The organism is Saccharopolyspora rectivirgula DSM 43747 (genome assembly GCF_000497205.1).
Lineage (GTDB): Bacteria > Actinomycetota > Actinomycetes > Mycobacteriales > Pseudonocardiaceae > Saccharopolyspora > Saccharopolyspora rectivirgula.
This window is the reverse complement of the sequence record NZ_AYJW01000021.1, coordinates 39,557-56,343: the sequence shown is the minus strand read 5'-3', so window position 1 is coordinate 56,343 and position 16,787 is coordinate 39,557. Positions and strand designations below refer to the sequence as shown.

The following is a 16,787-nucleotide window of genomic DNA, read 5'->3' as shown; positions in this document are numbered from 1 at the left end:
GTGGACGAGGACACCGCCGCGACCAACCTGATGATCCGGGACGCCCGGATGCAGGCGCTGGTGGCCAAGGACTCCCGCTGCAGCACCCGAACCGCCCGCTGGGGCGTTTGCTTGGGCCAGGGCGGGGTGGGGTGGGAGGAGACGAGGCGGGCGATCTCTTCCCGGACGCCGGGCCGGTGACTGGCCACGCCCAGTTCCAGCAGCGTGTTGGCCGCCTCCCGCATCGCCGAGGACATCCCGTGCTCCGCCTCGCCCAGCGGGACGTGCGCCGCCGGGGGAAGCTCCCCCAATGGGAACGCAGTCCACTGCAGGATTCCTTCGGCGATCCGCTGCGGAACGATCCCCAAGCCGGCGTCGGGCAGCACGGTCGCTTCACCGCTGCGCATCGCTTGCTTGGCGAAGTCGGTGGCGCCGTCGAGGCCGCGCACGTCCCCGGGGACGGGCAGGACCAGGTCGGCGGTCGCCGCACCTGCCTTGCGCAACGCGGCCAGCAGGGCTCCGGTGGAAGCCGGGGTTTCTCGGGGGCCTGGCAATTCCAGCCGCGTGGAGAGTTCGTCGGTCGCGGCGCGCACCTGCTGCTGTTCGGCCCACGGTTGCAAAGCATCGAGCACGTCGTCCGATGCCGCTGCACCGTGCAGCCACGCGGATGTCCAGACCGCCATCGTTGCGCTTGGGCAAGGCACGTTCCCCAAGGGTAGGGGTGGGCGGTGGGCCTGGGCAGCGGGGGCGGGCGAAGTGTGATCCGCTGCGGTAGCAGCGCCGGTGGTTGGGCAGGTCCGTCTTGGGGAATGCAGGGATATCACGCCTTGATCACGTGCTTAAACGTGAATACCCGTATCTGCCAGGATGTGTTCATGACTCCCGTGCTGTGGTTGATCGTCGGGGTTGCCCTGATCGGTGCTGAAGTGCTCTCCGGCGAATTCGTTCTGGTGATGCTCGGGACGGCCGCGTTGGCTGCGGCCGGAACTGCGGCCCTGGGGGCCCCGCTGGTGGTGGACGTGGTCGTCTTCGCCGTGCTGGCCCTCGGGTTGTTGTTCGTCGCTCGCCCTGCGCTCAAGCGCCGGTTGCACACCGGCCGGGAGTTGAAGACCAATGTGCACGCGCTGATCGGCAAGAAAGCGGTCGTTGAATCTACGGTGGACGCCCATGGCGGGCAGGTCCGCATCGACGGGGAGTTGTGGTCGGCGCGTGCTCTGGACGAGTCCCAGGTGATGGAAGCTGGGCAGACTGTGACCGTGATGGAAATTTCCGGGGCAACCGCAGTGGTGTGGGCGGGCCCGTGAGGAGGCGATTGTGGGGGTAGGGGAGATTATCGCACTAGCGGTCGTCGTGTTGCTGGTGATCATCGTTGCGGTCAAGACCGTGCTGGTGGTTCCCCAGTCGCAGGCCGCGGTGATCGAACGGTTGGGCAAGTTCCGCAACGTCGCCGAGCCCGGGTTGAACTTCTTGGTGCCGTTCCTGGATCGGATCCGCGCTCGGATCGACCTCCGCGAGCAGGTGGTGTCGTTCCCGCCGCAGCCGGTGATCACCCAGGACAACCTCACGGTGTCGATCGACACCGTGGTGTACTTCCAGGTGACGGATCCGCGGTCGGCGGTTTACGAGATTTCCAACTACATCGTTGGTGTGGAGCAGTTGACCACGACCACGCTGCGGAACGTGGTCGGTGGCATGAGCTTGGAGGAGACGCTCACCTCCCGCGACGTGATCAACAACCAGCTGCGCGGAGTGCTGGACCAGGAGACCGGGCGGTGGGGCATCCGGGTTGCCCGGGTGGAGCTGAAGGCGATCGATCCACCGCCGTCCATCCAGGACTCGATGGAGAAGCAGATGCGCGCTGACCGGGAGAAGCGCGCGATGATCCTCACCGCAGAGGGTGAGCGGGAGTCGGCGATCAAGACCGCTGAGGGCCAGAAGCAGGCCGCGATCCTGGCAGCTGAGGGTCAGAAGCAGGCCGCGATCCTGGCAGCTGAGGCGGAACGCCAGTCCAGCATTCTGCGGGCGCAGGGTGAGCGGGCTGGCCGCTACCTGCGGGCGCAGGGTGAGGCGAAGGCGATCGAGAAGCTGTTCGCCGCGGTCAAGCGCAGCAAGCCGACTCCGGAGCTGCTGGCTTACCAGTACTTGCAGACGCTGCCCGAGATGGCCAAGGGCGATGCGAACAAGGTCTGGGTGGTGCCGAGCGACCTGAACAAGGCCTTGGAGGGCTTTGCCCGGAGCCTCGGTGTCAAGGGCGAGGACGGGGTGTTCCGCTACGAACCGCCCCAGGAGGAGCCGCCGGCGGTGAAGCCGGAGGACGAGGAGGAGTCGATCAAGGATTGGTTCGACACCTCGACGACTCCCGAGGTGGCCGAGGCGGTCAAGGCCGCCGAGGCGGTGGCGCAGAAGGAGGTGCCCGGTCCGGGCACGATCGGTGGCACGGGAGCGTTGCGCTCTCCGGCGGCGCCGGGGCAGTTGCCGCAGTCCGGGGGTGAGCGAGGGGAGCCCCAGCAGGGCTGAGCTCGCTTGAGCGATCGGGTGCCCGGTGGTCTGCGTGGCCGCCGGGCACTTGTGCTGTCCGAGCGGGGGACGACAGGGCGTCGGCGGCCGCGACCACCAAATATATTTATTACTACTATTGTTTCAGTGCTGACTGAAATTAATCCTGGTCAAGTCGTCGCCTCCCGTCCACGGTCAAACAAGGCCCGGAGGCTCCAAGTAGGGGCCGCCGGACACGCCGAGGGCGCGCACGGTGCCCAGCAGGTGCTGGCGGAGCAGTTCTTTGGCCTGCTGCGCGTCGCCGCGTTGCAGGGCTTGGGCGATGTTGGCGTGTTGGCTGCTGATGCGGGTGCGCGCGGTGTGGGTGCGGGCGGTCGCGGTGATCCGCATTTGCCGGTCTCGTAGTGCGTTGTAGAGGTCGGTGACGACCGGGTTGCCGGCTGCGGCGACCAGGCGGGCGTGGAAGTCGCGGTCGGCTTCGTGCATTTCCGCGTCGGTGAGGTCGCCGCTGTCGCAGGCCGGGTGGGTGCTGAGTTCGTCGCCGACGGCGGTGACGGCCTCGGTGTCTTGCAGGGCGAGCTTGTCGAGGGCGAAGGTTTCCAGGGCCAGGCGGGCTTCCACGACGGCGCGGGCTTCGGTGGCGGTGACCGGGACGACGAGAGCGCCGCGCTTGGGGTAGAGCCGCAGGAAGCCTTCGGTTTGCAAGCGGAGGAAGGCTTCCCGGACCGGAGTGCGGGACATCTGCAGGGTGGTGGCTATTTCTCCCTCGGAGAGCAGTTCGCCGTCCGGGAAGGTGCCGTCCAGCAGGCACGCTTTGACGTACTGGTAGGCGCGGTCGGCTGCTGGGACGGTGTTGTTGCCGTTGGCCCGGGAGCGTTCGGAGTTGGTTGCTGTTGTGTTCGGCACGGGGCCATCGTACTTCCAGACTTCTTGTATCTAAGCTGTATATCAGAATTTCGAGAGAGGAGTCTGGTGTCCGAGACGATTGCGTCCCCTCAGGCCGACGTCGCGCAGCGCGCTCATCGCCCGGGGCGACTGGCGTGGTTGGTGTGGATAGTCGGCGCGCTCTGCTACTTCGTCGCGATGTTCCACCGGGCGAGCCTGGGGGTGGCGGCGCCGCAGGCGCTGGAACGGTTTTCCGCGGGGCCGGCGTTGCTGGCCTCGTTCTCCGCTCTGCAGCTCGGGGTCTACCTGGCGCTGCAGGTGCCGTCCGGCCTCATGGCCGACCGTCTCGGCCCGCGCAAGGTGATCACCGGGGGCATGGTGGCGTTGGCCGTGGGATCGGCGGTGTTCGCGGTGAGCGGTTCGGTGATCGGCGGTTTCGCCGGCCGGCTGCTGATCGGGGTCGGTGACGCCTTCATGTTCACCAACGTGTTGCGGCTGGCCGCTTACTGGTTCCCGCCGGCCAAGTACGGCAAGGTGGCTGCGCTGACCGGTCTGGCCGGTGGGCTCGGGCAGGTGATCTCGACGCTGCCGCTGGGGTTGTCGCTGGAGGGCCTGGGCTGGGTTCCGACGTTCCTGGGTGCGGCGCTGATCACCGGGGCCGGTGCCGTGGTGGCCGCCGTGGTGATCAGGGACCGGCCGCAGGAGTCGGTCGTCGAGCCCCAGGCCGCGTCGGTGCCCGGGGAGAAGATCGGGCATGCGTTGCGCGCGGTGGTGGCCGAACGGGGCACGAAGCACTCGTTCTGGGTGCACTTCGTGCTGATGGCCCAGTTCGTCGCGATCACCACGTTGTGGGGTGCGCCGTGGTTGACGCAAGCGCAGGGGCGCAGTGAGACCCAGGCCGGGTCGCTGTTGATGTTCTCGGTGATCGCTTTCATCGTGAGCACGCTGCTGGTGGGGCAGTTCGTGGCCGGTCGGCGGCTGCGGCGGGAGCGCTTTTCGCTGTGGTTGTCGGTTTCGGTGGCCGTGGCGTGGGCATTGCTGGTGCTGTGGCCCGGTGTGCTGCCGAACGCGGTGTTGGTGGTGGCGCTGCTGGTGATCGGTGTTGGCGGTGGTGCTGCGATGTTGGCGTTCGACGGTGCGCGGGAGGCCAATGCGGCGCACCGGTCGGGAGCGGCGTCCGGTGTGGTGAACATGGGTGGTTTCACCGCTGCGGTGCTGATTCAGTTGTCGGTGGGGTCGGTGCTGCAGATGTTGTCGTCGTTGCCCGATCTGGTGGCGTACCGGTGGGCTTTCGTGCCGGTGCTGGTGCTTGTGGTGGTGGGCACGCTGGCGCAGGCGTGGTATCGGCAGCGCCGGGCGTTGGTTCGGCCGGAGGTCGGTTAGCGGGTCAAGTGTCCGGCCGTCGGTGGCGATGGAGGATGTGTGACCACGGCGCTGGAATTGCACAACGTTGTCGGTGGGAAGCGGGTTGCTGCCGAGAGCGGTGAGCGGCTTTCGGTGGTGGATCCGAGCACCGGCGAGGTGTACGGCAGCTCTCCGTTGACGCGGTGGACGGATGTGGACGCGGTGATGGGGGTTGCTGCCGAGGCGTTCGCGTCGTGGTCGCAGTCCACTCCGCGGCAGCGGCAGCGCGCGTTGTTGGGGATCGCGGATGCGGTGGAGCAGCACGCCGCGGATTTGGTCTTCGCCGAGTGCCGGAACACGGGCAAGCCGTTTCGGGTGGTGGAGCAGGAGGAGCTTCCGGCGGCGGTTGATCTGTTGCGCTTTTACGCGGGTTCGGCGCGGGTGCAGGCGGAGTCGGCGGCGGGTGAGTACGCGGCGGGGATGACGTCGTTCGCTCGGCGGGAGCCGATCGGGGTGTGCGCGCAGGTGGTTTCGTGGACGCACCCGTTGTTGTTGGCGGTGGCGAATTTCGCGCCTGCGGTGGCGGCGGGGAATTCGGTGGTGCTCAAGCCGGCGGAGACGACTCCGGTCAGCGGGGTGCTGTTGGGGGAGATCGCTGGGGAGTTCTTGCCGCCGGGGGTGCTGAACGTGGTGTGCGGGGATCGGGACAGTGGCCGGGCGATGGTGGCGCACGGGGTTCCGGGGATGGTTTCGATCACCGGCACGGTGTTGTCGGGGATGGAGGTGGCGGGGTCGGCGGCGGCTGATTTGAAGCGGGTGCACTTGCAGTTGGGGGGCAAGGCGCCTGCGGTGGTGTTCGCGGATGCTGATGTGCCGCGGGCGGCGGAGGAGATCGCTGCGGCGGCGTTCGGGGATGCGGGGCAGAGTTGTGCGGCGGTGAGCCGGGTGTTGGTGGAGCGCTCGGTTTACGAGGAGTTGGTGGCGGCGTTGGGGGAGTGGGCCGGGGTGTTGCGGCCGGGGCCGCCGCAGGATCCTGATGCCGCGTTCGGGCCGTTGAACAGTCAGGGCCAGTTGGATGTGGTGCAGACGCAGTTGGCCCGGTTGGGTGAGCACGCTCGGGTGGTGGCTGGTGGTCGTCGGGTGGGGGAGCGGGGGTTCTTCCACGAGGCGACGGTGGTGGTGGGGGTGCACCAGGAGGATGAGCTGGTGCAGAACGAGGTGTTGGGGCCGGTGGTGGTGGTGCAGCCGTTCGCTGGTGAGCGGGAGGCTGTGGAGTTGGCCAATGGGGTGCGGTACGGGTTGGTGGCGAGCGTGTGGACGCGGGATCACGATCGGGCGATGCGGGTGTCACGTGCGTTGCAGGCCGGCACGGTGTGGGTGAACGCGCATCGCCGGTTCGTGTCGGAGATGCCGCACAGCGGGTTCAAGCATTCGGCTTCCGGGCGGGATTACGGCTGGTGGGGGTTGGCCGAGTACAGCCGGGTCAAGCATGTGATGTCGGCTTGGGGTTGAGCTGGGGGCGTTGCCAGGGTTGGGCCTTTTCCAGGGCGCGGGCGGCTTGGAGGACGCGGGCGTCGCTGTGGCGGGGGCCGATGATCTGCAGCCCGATGGGGAGCCCGTCTTGGGTGGTGCCGCAGGGGATGCTGGCGGCGGGTTGTTGGGTCATGTTGAAGGGGTAGGTGAGGGGGGTCCAGCTGGTCCAGCGGGGGCTGGGTGAGCCGGGTGGGACTTCGTGCCCTGCTTGGAAGGCCGGGATGGGCACGGTGGGGGTGAGCAGGAGGTCCCATTTCTGGTGGAAGGCGCCCATGCGTTGGCCGAGTTTCATGCGGGTGTTGGTGGCTTCGAGGTAGTCCTGGGCGCTGTAGGTGAGTCCTTGTTGGCGGATGTGCTGCAGTCCTGGGTCGAGTTGCTGGATTTGTTCTGGGGTGAGGTGTTGGCAGGATTTGGCGGCTCCGGAGAACCAGAGGATGTGGAAGTCTTCGACGGGGTCGTCCAGGTGCAGGTCGGGTTGTTCGACGGTGGCGCCGAGTTGTTCGAGGGTGTGGGCGGCGCGGGTGACGGCGTGGGCGATGTCGGGGTGGGTGGTGGCGTAGCCGAGGTCGAGGCTGAGGGCGATGCGCATGCCGCGGACGCCGTTTTCGAGGGTGTCCAGGTGGGGGTGCGTGGGTGGGGGTAGGGCGGACCAGTCGCGGTGGTCGGGTTCGGAGAGGACGTCGAGCAGGAGTGCGGTTTCGGTGACCGTGGTGGTCATGGGGCCGGCGTGGGCGAGGGTGCCGTAGGGGCTGGCCGGGTAGTGGGGGATGCGCCCGTAGGTGGGTTTGATGGTGGTGATTCCGCAGAAGGCTGCGGGGATGCGGACTGATCCGCCGCCGTCGGTGCCGATGGCGAGGGGGGCCATGCCGAGGGCGACGGCGGCTGCGGCGCCGCCGCTGGAGCCGCCTGCGGTGCGGGTGGGGTCCCAGGGGTTGCGGGTGATTCCGGTCAGTGGGCTGTCGGTGACGCCTTTCCAGGCGAGTTCGGGGGTGGTGGTTTTGCCGATGAGGATGGCGTTGTGCTCGCGCAGTCGGGCTACGGCGGGGGCGTCTTCGGTCCAGGGTTGGTCGGGGTTGATGGTGCGGGAGCCGCGCAGGGTGGGCCAGCCGCGGGTGAGGAAGATGTCTTTGATGGAGACGGGGATGCCGTCGAGTTTTCCGGCTGGTTGTTTGCGGTGCCAGCGTTTTTCGGATTGGCGGGCTTGGGCGAGGGCGCGTTCGGCGTCGACGAGGCAGTAGGCGTTGACGGTTGGGTTGAGCTGGTCGATGCGGTCCAGGGCGGCTTGGGTGGCTTCGACGGGGGAGAGTTCGCCGGCGGCGTAGGCGGTGAGCAGCTCGGTGGTGGTGAGGTCGGCTGCGGTGCGCTGGGTGGGTTTGGTTTGGGTCATCAGGGCTCCGTTTCGCTGACGTAGCCGAGTTTTTTGTTGACGACGTTGCGGAGCTTGCTGCCTTGGGTGTAGGCGCGCAGGTTGGTCAGGAACAGGTCGACGAGGGCGTCGGTCCAGTCGGTGGTGTCGCCTGCCATGTGGGGGGAGATGAGGACGTTGGGCATGTCCCACAGCGGGGAGTCCTCGGGCAGGGGTTCGGTGTGGAAGACGTCGAGGGCGGCGCCGGCGATGCGGCCGTGTTGCAGGGCGGTGGTGAGGGCTGGTTCGTCGATGAGTTCGCCGCGGCCGATGTTGATGATGCGGGCGGTGGGTTTGCAGTTGGCGAGGACGGTGTCGTCGACGAGGTTCCTGGTTTGGTCGGTCAGGGGTGCGGCGAGGACGAGGTAGTCGTAGTTGCCGGCGTGGTGGGCCAGGTCGGTTGAGCGGTGCACGTGGCCGAAGTCGGGGTCGTGGCGGGCGGTGCGGCCGGCGGCGTTGACGGTGAGTCCGGCTGCGGTGAGTTGGCGGGCGATGGCTCGGCCGATGGGGCCGGTGCCGATGATGAGCGCGGTTTTGCCGTGGATTTGTTCGGTTTCGCGGTGTTTCCAGTGTTTGCGGTCTTGCAGGCGGATGCTGGTGTGGAGGTCTTTGGCGAAGGTGAGGATCAGGCCGAGGACGTATTCGGCGATGGGTTGGTCGAAGACGCCGCGGGAGTTGGTGAGGGTGATGTCGGAGTTGACGAGTTCGGGGGTGAGCAGGTGGTCGACTCCGGCGCTGGCGGCGTGGATCCAGCGCAGGTGGGTGGCGTGGGGCCAGGCGTTGGTGAGGGCGTCGGTGCGGAAGTCCCAGGCGTAGAGGATTTCGGCGCCGGGCAGGGTGTGGGGGAGTTGTTCGGGGGTGCTGATGTGCAGGTCGGCGTGGTGTTGGATGCGTTGGAGGGCTGCGGGTGGGTGTCCGGTGTGGAGGGCGACGACCTTGGGGTTGGGCTGGACCATGGCCTGACCTTAAGTAGGGGTGGGGTGGTGTGCAGGGGATTGACACGCTAAGAACGCATCGTAGGATTGTCAACAATCCTCGGATAGCCTCGTTGTGAGGGTAATTCCGTTTGGTTTCGGCGGCATCGGCGAGCCGGACGGTTTCCGGAGGTTCCTGTTTCCCCCGCCCCTTCGTGAGAACGGAATCGGCGATGTCCAAGCGCATGCTGATTACGCTGGAAAAGCGCGGTGTTTCGTGCGTGGCGGAGCTGCTGGAGAAGGACGCTCCGCGAACGTGTGAAGCGGTGTGGCAGGCGTTGCCGCTGTCCGGGCCGGCGCATCATGCCAAGTACGCGCGCAACGAGGTCTACACGATGGTCCCCCGGTTCGCCGATGCCGAGCCGGGCCTGGAGAACCCGACGGTGACCCCGATTCCGGGGGATGTCGTGTACTTCTCCTTCGACGGCGGGATGTTGGACCGTTCGTTCAAGGAGGAGAAGAACATCCACCACCTGCCGGGGGTCGTCGATCTGGCCGTTTTCTACGGCCGGAACAACTTGCTGATCAACGGTGATGTCGGCTGGGTCCCGGGCAGCGTGTACGCCGCGATCGTGTCGGGGCTGGAGGAGATGGCCGAGGCCTGCCACGACGTGTGGCGGTCCGGCAGTGTCGGGGAGCGGCTGCGCTACGAGCGTTGCGAGGACTAGGGGGTGGTGCGGGTGCCCCTGGAGGTTTCGGGTCCCCGGGCGCAGCGCGGCGTGGGGGTGATCGTCCCGTACGACACCGCGTTGGATCGGGAGTTGTGGCGGTGGACGCCGGAGGACGTGTCGCTGTTGATCACGCGGACGCCGTTCGTTCCGGTGCCGGTGACGATGGAGCAGGCCAACCGGGTCAGTGAGGAGGCCGCGGTCTACAACGCGACGCGCGACCTGTTGACTCCGCAACCGGAGGTGGTGGCGTACGCGTGCACCTCGGGCAGTTTCGTGCGGGGTGCGCAGGGTGAGCGCGAGCTCGTTGACGTGATGTTGCAGGCGGGGGCGCCGACGGCGGTGACCACGTCGGGCGCGTTGGTGGAGGCGGTCCGGGAGTTGGGTGTTGGGCGGATCGCGGTGGCCTCGCCGTACGTGGAGAGCGTGACCGAGCGGTTGCGGTTGTTCCTGGCCGAGCACGGCATCGAGGTGGTCGCCAGTGTGGGGCTGGGGTTGTTGGAGCAGATCTGGCGAGTGCCGTATTCGCAGGTGGTCGAGATCGTGCGGGCGGTGGATCGCCCGGAGGCCGATGCGGTGTTCGTCACCTGCACGAACGTGGCCACCTACGACATCATCGGCCCGTTGGAGCGGTTGTTGGGCAAGCCCGTGTTGACGGCCAATCAGGTCACGATGTGGGCTGCGCTGCGCCGGATGGGGGTGTCCGCGGTGGCCGGGGAGCAGTGGCTGCTGCGGAGTTTCGGCATTTCGGCGGCATGACGATCGGATCACGGAAACATTGGCTTCACCCGCCCAGCCGGTATTATTGTCAACAATCGACCGTTTGTCGGTGTTGGTGGCCGGCCGGGTCGGGGGAGTCAGGATGACGGACGGAGTTTTCCGGTGACAACACCTACCGCGGGAATCCTCTACCCCGGCTTCAGCGCCGAGGACGACTACGCCGTGGCCGAGCAGCATCTCGGTGTGCGGCTTCCGGTGGTGCACACGCAGATGCCGGAGGACGCCCACCGGGTGGATGCGCTGCTGGAGATCGGTGCTGCCCCGGTGTTGGCCGACGGGGCCCGCCGGGTGCGGGGCCGCGGGGTGCGCTCGGTGTTGTGGGCGTGCACCAGCGGCAGTTTCGTCTTCGGTTGGGACGGTGCTCGCCAGCAGGTGGCCGAGCTGCAGCAGGTGGCCGGAGTGCCGGCGTCGAGCACGTCGTTCGCGTTCGTGCGGGCCGCGGCCGCGTTGGGGTTGCGGCGGGTGGCGGTGGCCGCCACCTACCCGGCCGATGTTGCTTCGCGGTTCGTGCAGTTCCTGCAGGCCGGTGGGCAGCAGGTGGTGCACTGGTCGGGTCGGGGCATCATCACCGCGGCCGAGGTGGGCACGTTGGGCCGGAACGAGGTGGTGGAGTTCGCCGCGGCCAACGACGACGCTCTGGCCGATGCCGTGCTGCTGCCGGACACCGCTTTGCACACGTTGGCGTGGTTGGAGGATCTCGAGGCCCGGCTCGGCAAGCCGGTGCTGACCGCGAACCAGGTCACCGTGTGGGAGGGGTTGCGGCTGGCCGGTTGGGAGTGCGGTAGTGAGAAGTTGGGGACGCTGTTCCGGTGCGCGGGTGTCGGGCAGCGTGCTCCTTGCCCATAGTTTTCGAGGAGTGATCAGGTGTGCTCGGGCTTGACGAGCAGAACCAGCAGCCGGGAGAACTGGAACCGGTTCAGCGCCGGTCCACGGCTGCGATCGTGGCCGACCAGTTACGGTCGGCGATCGTCTACGGGTCGTTGCCCCCGGGCAGTCAGCTCGGGGAGGCGGAGCTGGCCTCCCGGCTGGGGGTGAGCCGAGGGCCGCTGCGGGAGGCGATGCAGCGGCTGGTGGCCGAGGGGCTGTTGCGCAGCGAGCCGCACCGCGGGTTGTTCGTGGTGGAGCTGGGCCCGGAGGACGTCAAGGACTTGTACCTGGCGCGGCTGGCGGTGGAGCGGGCTGCGTGCGAGCAGATCGTGCGCCGCCACCGGGTGGAGGCGGTGGCGGAGTTGACCGCCGCGCACAGCCGGATGGTGTCGGCGGCCGGCAAGGGTGATTCGGTGGAGCTGGCCGATGCCGATCAGGAGTTCCACGAGACGCTGGTGCGGGTCAGCGGCAGTGCTCGCCTGCAGCGGATGGCGCAGACGCTGTTCGTGGAGACGCGGATGTGCTTGACGGCGCTGCAGGACAAGTACCAGGCGGATGTGCAGGCGCTGTTGGACGAGCACAAGGGGCTGGTGGACGCGATCGAGACCGGGGACGAGCAGTTGGTGATCCGCCGACTGGAAGAGCACATGCGGGACGCGTTGCACCGGTTGAACGTGGTGATGGCGGGCGACTAGCCGCCGGGCCTGTGCGCGGGGAACACCAGCCCCCGCGCACAGGCGCAGCTGTTGGTCACAGGCCGCCGATGGCGACGTATTTGGTTTCGAGGAATTCGTCGATGCCGACCTTGCCGCCTTCGCGGCCGAGGCCGGAGTGCTTGACCCCGCCGAAGGGGGCGGCTGGGTTGGACACCAGGCCTTGGTTGAGGCCGACCATGCCGGTCTGCAGGGCTTCGGTGACTCGCAGGGCTCGCTGCAGATCTCGGGTGTAGAGGTAGCTGACCAGGCCGTATTCGGTGTCGTTGGCTTGGTCGATGACCGCTTGTTCGTCGGTGAACGGGGTGATGGCGGCGACGGGGCCGAAGATCTCCTCGCAGCTGAGGCGGGCTTCCACTGGCACATTGGTGAGCACGGTGGGCCGGTAGAAGTAGCCGGGCCCGTCGTGGCGGGTGCCGCCGGTGAGGACTTCGGCTCCGCGGCTGACCGCGTCGCTGACCAGTTCGTCGACCTTGTTCAGCTGGTTCTGGTCGATGAGGGGGCCGACGTCGACGTTGTCGCTGACGCCGCGGCCGATGCGGAGTTCGGCCATGCGGTCGGCGATGCGGCGGGCGAATTCGTCGGCGAGGTCGGCGTGGACGTAGAAGCGGTTGGCGGCGGTGCAGGCTTCCCCGGTGTTGCGCATCTTGGCCAGCATCGCTCCGTCGACGGCGGCGTCGAGGTCGGCGTCGTCGAAGACGATGAACGGGGCGTTGCCGCCGAGTTCGAGGGAGACCTTCAGCACCTGTTGGGCGGATTGCTCGATGAGTGCGCGGCCCACGGCGGTGGATCCGGTGAAGGACAGCTTGCGCACGCGCGGGTCGCGGATCATCGGTTCGCTCACCGCGCTGGCCGAGGTGGTGGTGATCACGTTGAGCACCCCGTCGGGGAGGCCGGCTTCGATGAGGATGTCGGCCAGCGCCAGCATGGACAGCGGGGTTTGGTGGGCGGGTTTGATCACCGCGGTGCAGCCGGCGGCGATGGCGGGGCCGATCTTGCGGGTGCCCATGGCCATCGGGAAGTTCCAGGGGGTGATCAGCACGGCGGGGCCGACGGGTTGGCGCATGACCAGGAAGCGGCCGCTGCCGTTGGGGGCCACCGAGTAGTCGCCGCTGATGCGGACGGCTTCTTCGGAGAACCACCGGAAGAATTCGGCCGCGTAGGTGATTTCGGCGCGGGATTCGGCGAGGGGTTTGCCCATTTCCATGGTCATCAGCAGGGCGAGGTCTTCGTGCCGCTGGGTGATCAGTTCGAAGGCGCGGCGCAGGATCTCGCCGCGTTCTCGCGGGGGGTGCTGCGCCCATTGCGGTTGGGCTTGGCTGGCGGCGGTGACGGCGTCCAGGGCGTCGTCGGGGGTGGCGTCGGCGACCGAGCACAGCGGGGTGGCGGTGGCGGGGTCTTCCACCTGGTAGGTGCGTTCTCCGGTGGCCGGGCGCCACTTGCCTCCGATGAGCAGTTGGGTGGGCACGGCTTGCAGGACTGCGCTCTCGCGGGGGTGGGAGGTTTGCTGGTGGGTCATCGCGGTGCCTTTCGTCGTGGTGCTGGACACGGGACTGCGGGGATGGTTGCATGTAAAGCCTGATTGTCGACAATCCTACATTTCGAAGATTCTTCGTCTCTTGGAGTTGAGTCATGGCCGAGCTGTCGCCGGTGCTCAAACAAGCCACGCCCGTCTTGGCCGTCCGCGGCGAAGGGGTCTACCTCTACGACGAGCACGACCGCGCCTACCTGGACTTCACCGCCGGCATCGGGGTGACCAGCACCGGGCACTGCCACCCGCGCGTGGTGGAAGCCGCCCAGCGCCAGGTGAGTACCCTGATCCACGCCCAGTACACGACCGTGATGCACCGGCCGCTGCTGGAGCTGACCGAACGGCTGGGCACCGTGCTGCCCGCCGGGCTCGACCGGCTGTTCTACGTCAACTCCGGAAGCGAAGCCGTCGAAGCCGCCGTGCGCCTGGCCCGCCAGGCCACCGGGCGGCAGAACATCATCGCCTTCCACGGTGGTTTCCACGGGCGCACCATGGGTGCCGGTGCGCTGACCAGCTCGGGAACCAAAGTGCGCGCCGGCATCGGCCCGATGATGCCCGGGGTGGTCTTCGCGCCCTTCCCCGAGACCTACCGGCACGGCTGGAGCCAGGAGCAGGCCGTCGCCTTCGCCCTGGCCGAGTTCGACCACCTGCTGGCCACCGTCAGCTCGCCCCGCGACACCGCGGCCGTGATCGTCGAACCGGTCCTCGGCGAAGGCGGCTACATCCCCGCTCCGCCGGAGTTCTTGGAACAGCTGCGCCACCGGGCCGATGAGCACGGTTTCGTGCTCATCGTCGACGAAGTGCAGACCGGTGTGGGGCGCACCGGCACGTTCTGGGGCCACCAGCACGCCACCATCACCCCGGATGTGCTGATCACCGCCAAAGGACTGGCCAGCGGTTTCCCCCTTTCCGCGATCGCGGCCAGCCACGAGTTGATGAGCAAGGCCTGGCCGGGGTCGCAAGGCGGCACCTACGGGGGCAACGCGGTTGCGGCCGCCGCCGCGATCGCCACGCTGCAGGTGGTGGAGGAAGAAGGCCTGGTGGACAACGCCGCCGAGCAAGGCGCGCGGCTCAAAGAAGGACTGCGCAAGATCGCCGCCGACCACCCGGTCATCGGTGACGTGCGGGGCCGGGGGCTGATGCTGGGCAACGAGTTCACCGCCCCCGACGGGAGCCCGGACACCACCACCGCGGTGCGCGCGCAACAAGCCGCCGCCCGCCGGGGTCTGCTGCTGTTGACCTGCGGCCCGCACGGCAACGTGGTGCGGATGATCCCGCCGCTGATCGTCACCGCCGAGCAGATCGACCAGGGGCTGCAGCTGTGGGCCGAGGCCGTGCACGAAGCCGTTGCCGACTGACACGCCCGCGCGCAGGGTGCGTGCGCGGCCACCCCAGGTAACAGGACGGTAGCACTGTTCAACCGGCCGCGGCCGGTCTGCCATGCTTCACGCCTGGAAGACGACGCGTCAGCCGTGCGTGTCGAAGCCGACTAAACGCAGGTGTGAGCTCATGAGCGATTGGTCGGCGGGAGAACCGCCGAGGGCCCGCAGGCCGCACAGTGAAGGCAAGTACGACTACTACCGTGCTGCGCGTGGCTCTGCCCGCCCGGCGAGGGACCGCGGCCAGCCGCCGCCACGGCGGGGCGGCAACCGCCCACCCCAGCCTCCGCCGCCACCTGCGCGCAAACCCAAGCGGTGGGGCCGGCGCATCGGGATCACCCTGCTGGTGCTGGTGCTGGCGTTGGCCGGGCTGGTGGTCTACTTCGACAACAAGCTGCAGCGCATCGAGGCCTTGTCCTTCGACGGCAAAGCAGCTGATTCGGCCGGCACCAACTGGCTGCTGGTCGGCTCCGACAGCCGCGAAGGCCTCACCGAAGAGCAGCGGGAACAGCTGTCCGCGGGCAACGCCGCTGGTCGGCGCACCGACACCATGATGCTGGTGCACATCCCCGCCGGTGGTGGGCAACCGGTCATGGTCAGCCTGCCCCGCGACTCCTACGTGCCGATCCCCGGCCACGGCCGCACCCGGCTCAACCACGCCTACGCCTACGGTGGTCCGCCGCTGCTGGCCCAAACCATCGAGCAGGTCACCGGGGTGCACATCGACCACTACGCCGAAGTCGGCTTCGGCGGCTTCGTGGAACTGGTCGACGCGGTCGGCGGAGTGGACATCTGCCTGGACAAGCCGATCAACGACGACCGGGCCCACGTCCAGCTGCCCGCCGGGTGCCAGGAATTGGACGGGCCGACAGCGCTCGGCTTCGTGCGGGCCCGCTACTCGCTGGAAGGCGGCGACTTCGAGCGGGCGGAGAACCAGCGCAAACTGCTGGGGGCCCTGGTGGACAAGGCCACCAGCCCCGCCACCCTGCTCAACCCGTTCCGGATCTTCCCGATGGCTTCGCAAGCCACCCAGATGGTGCTGGTCGACGATTCCGACCACCTGTGGCACATGCTGCCGCTGATGTGGGCCATGCGGGACATCAGCGCCGGCAACGGGGCCACCATCAGCGTGCCCTTCGCCGGCTTCGGCACCACCGACAGCGGTCAATCGGTGGTGCTGTGGGATCGGGAGAACGCGCTGCGGCTGTTCGACGCCATCGCCAACGACGAACCCATCCCGCAAGACCTGCTCGACTGACCCGAAAGCCCTGCAACGATGCGGGCCGCCCCCGGTGTGGTTTTCCGGGGGCGGCCCGCATCGCCGTGGGAGGGACGGTCTAGGCGGCAGCGAACCTCTTCAACTGCTCGTAGCTGCCGTTGAACACGTCCTGGCAGCCGGGGAACCGGCCGCTGTCGGAGTACTGCCAGAACGTGTGCTGCTGCCAGCGACCCGGCAGCTCGCCGACGAAGTCGTTGTAGCGGGCCACCCACAGCGGGTTGCGCTCGGCCACATCGGCCCCACCGGTGCACGTGTTCCACCACTGGGTGGTGGTGTAGATCACCGGGTAGCGTCCGGTGATCCGGTGGTAGGTGTGGGAGAAGTCCTCGATCCAACCGGTCATCTGCTGCGGGTTCAACCCGTAGCACTGCTCGCCGTACGGGTTGTGCTCGATGTCCAGCACCCCCGGCAGCGTGCGCCCGTCAGCGGACCAGCCGCCCCCGTTGGCGGCGAAGAACTTCGCCTGCTCGGCCCCGGTGGAGCGGTCCGGCAGCGCGAAGTGGTAGGCGCCGCGGATCATCCCCACCTCGTAGGAGCCGTTGTACTGCTGCGCGAAGTGCGAGTTGCGGAAGTCGGTGCCTTCGGTGGCCTTGACGTAGGCGAACCGAGCTCCGGCCTGGTAGGCGGCCTGCCAGTCCACATCGCCCTGGTGGCCGCTGACGTCCATGCCCGCCACCGACTCGGCCGGAACCCCGCGCGGCTGGGCCGGGCCGGACTGGCCGCGCAAGCTGTAGCCCGCCCACGCCCCGTGCGGGTCGTTGGGGTCCAGCGGCGGCGCGTCGTGGTGGGGCTGCGGTGCTGCGGCGTGCGCAGCGGCAGGAGCGGTGACGAGAACACCCGCCAACACCGTCGCCACGATCGCCACCAGCAGTCGCCAGGCCGGCACGCGGTGCAGCGGCGGGCCTTTCTCCCCAGTGCAGTGCATGTGCGATTGACCTCCTCGTCCACACGGCC

16 protein-coding genes and 1 pseudogene are annotated in these 16,787 nt (G+C 68.2%); 11 read left to right on the top strand and 6 right to left on the bottom strand.

Annotated elements, in window-relative coordinates; genetic code table 11:
• Positions 1-30 precede the first annotated feature (30 nt).
• The gene (locus SREC43747_RS22280; protein WP_368681315.1) at positions 31-180 is read left to right on the top strand and encodes a hypothetical protein; all 150 of its coding nucleotides are present in this window, start codon (positions 31-33) and stop codon (positions 178-180) included.
• On the opposite strand, the pseudogene SREC43747_RS22355 reads toward SREC43747_RS22280, so the two are convergent.
• Positions 135-662, bottom strand: a pseudogene (locus tag SREC43747_RS22355) (Rv1486c family protein); the annotation flags it as partial. The gene SREC43747_RS22280 and the pseudogene SREC43747_RS22355 sit on opposite strands and share 46 nt — an antisense overlap.
• A gap of 192 nt (positions 663-854) precedes the next feature.
• On the opposite strand from SREC43747_RS22355, the gene SREC43747_RS0108175 reads away from it, so the two are divergent.
• Together SREC43747_RS0108175 and SREC43747_RS0108170 are read left to right on the top strand one after the other, a co-directional pair.
• Positions 855-1,283 (top strand): NfeD family protein, encoded by a 429-nt coding sequence (locus SREC43747_RS0108175; RefSeq protein WP_029720682.1) that lies wholly within the window; start codon positions 855-857, stop codon positions 1,281-1,283.
• 10 nt (positions 1,284-1,293) lie between these two features.
• Positions 1,294-2,496: an SPFH domain-containing protein gene (locus SREC43747_RS0108170; RefSeq protein WP_051387860.1), complete on the top strand. Its 1,203-nt coding sequence runs from the start codon at positions 1,294-1,296 to the stop codon at positions 2,494-2,496.
• 174 nt (positions 2,497-2,670) lie between these two features.
• Here SREC43747_RS0108170 and SREC43747_RS0108165 read toward each other — a convergent pair whose 3' ends face one another.
• On the bottom strand, positions 2,671-3,381 hold the full coding sequence (locus SREC43747_RS0108165; RefSeq protein WP_051387858.1) for a GntR family transcriptional regulator: 711 nt from the start codon (positions 3,379-3,381) through the stop codon (positions 2,671-2,673).
• A gap of 66 nt (positions 3,382-3,447) precedes the next feature.
• Between SREC43747_RS0108165 and SREC43747_RS0108160 the strand changes: the two genes are divergently transcribed.
• Both SREC43747_RS0108160 and SREC43747_RS0108155 read left to right on the top strand, forming a co-directional pair.
• Positions 3,448-4,743, top strand: coding sequence for an MFS transporter (locus SREC43747_RS0108160; protein ID WP_236623088.1), 1,296 nt, complete (start codon positions 3,448-3,450; stop codon positions 4,741-4,743).
• Between the two features lie 39 nt (positions 4,744-4,782).
• Positions 4,783-6,216, top strand: a complete 1,434-nt coding sequence (locus SREC43747_RS0108155; RefSeq protein ID WP_029720676.1) for an aldehyde dehydrogenase family protein — start codon at positions 4,783-4,785, stop codon at positions 6,214-6,216.
• On the opposite strand, the gene SREC43747_RS0108150 is transcribed toward SREC43747_RS0108155, so the two are convergent.
• Together SREC43747_RS0108150 and SREC43747_RS0108145 are read right to left on the bottom strand one after the other, a co-directional pair.
• Positions 6,188-7,624 (bottom strand): amidase, encoded by a 1,437-nt coding sequence (locus SREC43747_RS0108150; protein ID WP_029720675.1) that lies wholly within the window; start codon positions 7,622-7,624, stop codon positions 6,188-6,190. The genes SREC43747_RS0108155 and SREC43747_RS0108150 overlap by 29 nt on opposite strands.
• The gene (locus tag SREC43747_RS0108145) at positions 7,624-8,598 is read right to left on the bottom strand and encodes a D-2-hydroxyacid dehydrogenase (protein WP_029720673.1); all 975 of its coding nucleotides are present in this window, start codon (positions 8,596-8,598) and stop codon (positions 7,624-7,626) included. Before SREC43747_RS0108145 ends, SREC43747_RS0108150 begins: the two co-directional genes overlap by 1 nt.
• Before the next feature lie 191 nt (positions 8,599-8,789).
• Between SREC43747_RS0108145 and SREC43747_RS0108140 the strand changes: the two genes are divergently transcribed.
• From SREC43747_RS0108140 to SREC43747_RS0108125, 4 genes are all read left to right on the top strand, one after another.
• Positions 8,790-9,284 (top strand): DUF3830 family protein, encoded by a 495-nt coding sequence (locus SREC43747_RS0108140; RefSeq protein ID WP_201768655.1) that lies wholly within the window; start codon positions 8,790-8,792, stop codon positions 9,282-9,284.
• Positions 9,285-9,287: 3 nt separating this feature from the next.
• Positions 9,288-10,043 carry a maleate cis-trans isomerase family protein gene (locus tag SREC43747_RS0108135; protein WP_037331586.1) on the top strand — a complete coding sequence of 252 codons (756 nt, stop codon included), beginning with the start codon at positions 9,288-9,290 and terminating at the stop codon, positions 10,041-10,043.
• 123 nt (positions 10,044-10,166) lie between these two features.
• Positions 10,167-10,910, top strand: coding sequence for a maleate cis-trans isomerase family protein (locus SREC43747_RS0108130; RefSeq protein ID WP_037331585.1), 744 nt, complete (start codon positions 10,167-10,169; stop codon positions 10,908-10,910).
• A gap of 20 nt (positions 10,911-10,930) precedes the next feature.
• Positions 10,931-11,626, top strand: a complete 696-nt coding sequence (locus SREC43747_RS0108125) for a GntR family transcriptional regulator (RefSeq protein WP_029720669.1) — start codon at positions 10,931-10,933, stop codon at positions 11,624-11,626.
• 55 nt (positions 11,627-11,681) lie between these two features.
• Here the strand turns inward: SREC43747_RS0108125 and SREC43747_RS0108120 are convergent, their stop codons facing one another.
• Positions 11,682-13,163, bottom strand: coding sequence for an NAD-dependent succinate-semialdehyde dehydrogenase (locus SREC43747_RS0108120; RefSeq protein WP_029720668.1), 1,482 nt, complete (start codon positions 13,161-13,163; stop codon positions 11,682-11,684).
• 113 nt (positions 13,164-13,276) lie between these two features.
• On the opposite strand from SREC43747_RS0108120, the gene SREC43747_RS0108115 reads away from it, so the two are divergent.
• Positions 13,277-14,533: an aspartate aminotransferase family protein gene (locus SREC43747_RS0108115; RefSeq protein ID WP_029720667.1), complete on the top strand. Its 1,257-nt coding sequence runs from the start codon at positions 13,277-13,279 to the stop codon at positions 14,531-14,533.
• A gap of 151 nt (positions 14,534-14,684) precedes the next feature.
• Positions 14,685-15,812 carry an LCP family protein gene (locus SREC43747_RS0108110; protein ID WP_081722481.1) on the top strand — a complete coding sequence of 376 codons (1,128 nt, stop codon included), beginning with the start codon at positions 14,685-14,687 and terminating at the stop codon, positions 15,810-15,812.
• A 79-nt stretch (positions 15,813-15,891) separates the two neighbouring features.
• On the opposite strand, the gene SREC43747_RS0108105 is transcribed toward SREC43747_RS0108110, so the two are convergent.
• On the bottom strand, positions 15,892-16,758 hold the full coding sequence (locus SREC43747_RS0108105; RefSeq protein ID WP_051387856.1) for a lysozyme: 867 nt from the start codon (positions 16,756-16,758) through the stop codon (positions 15,892-15,894).
• Between the last annotated feature and the right edge of the window lie 29 nt (positions 16,759-16,787).

Excerpts from the sequence above, each read along its gene's own strand:
- SREC43747_RS0108150 (WP_029720675.1), bottom strand. The coding sequence starts at position 7,624 with ATGACCCAAACCAAACCCACCCAGCGCACCGCAGCCGACCTCACCACC.
- SREC43747_RS0108175 (WP_029720682.1), top strand. The coding sequence starts at position 855 with ATGACTCCCGTGCTGTGGTTGATCGTCGGGGTTGCCCTGATCGGTGCT.
- SREC43747_RS0108120 (WP_029720668.1), bottom strand. The coding sequence starts at position 13,163 with ATGACCCACCAGCAAACCTCCCACCCCCGCGAGAGCGCAGTCCTGCAA.
- SREC43747_RS22280 (WP_368681315.1), top strand. The coding sequence starts at position 31 with ATGATCCGGGACGCCCGGATGCAGGCGCTGGTGGCCAAGGACTCCCGC.
- SREC43747_RS0108105 (WP_051387856.1), bottom strand. The coding sequence starts at position 16,758 with ATGCACTGCACTGGGGAGAAAGGCCCGCCGCTGCACCGCGTGCCGGCC.
- SREC43747_RS0108145 (WP_029720673.1), bottom strand. The coding sequence starts at position 8,598 with ATGGTCCAGCCCAACCCCAAGGTCGTCGCCCTCCACACCGGACACCCA.
- SREC43747_RS0108110 (WP_081722481.1), top strand. The coding sequence starts at position 14,685 with ATGAGCGATTGGTCGGCGGGAGAACCGCCGAGGGCCCGCAGGCCGCAC.
- SREC43747_RS0108115 (WP_029720667.1), top strand. The coding sequence starts at position 13,277 with ATGGCCGAGCTGTCGCCGGTGCTCAAACAAGCCACGCCCGTCTTGGCC.
- SREC43747_RS0108140 (WP_201768655.1), top strand. The coding sequence starts at position 8,790 with ATGTCCAAGCGCATGCTGATTACGCTGGAAAAGCGCGGTGTTTCGTGC.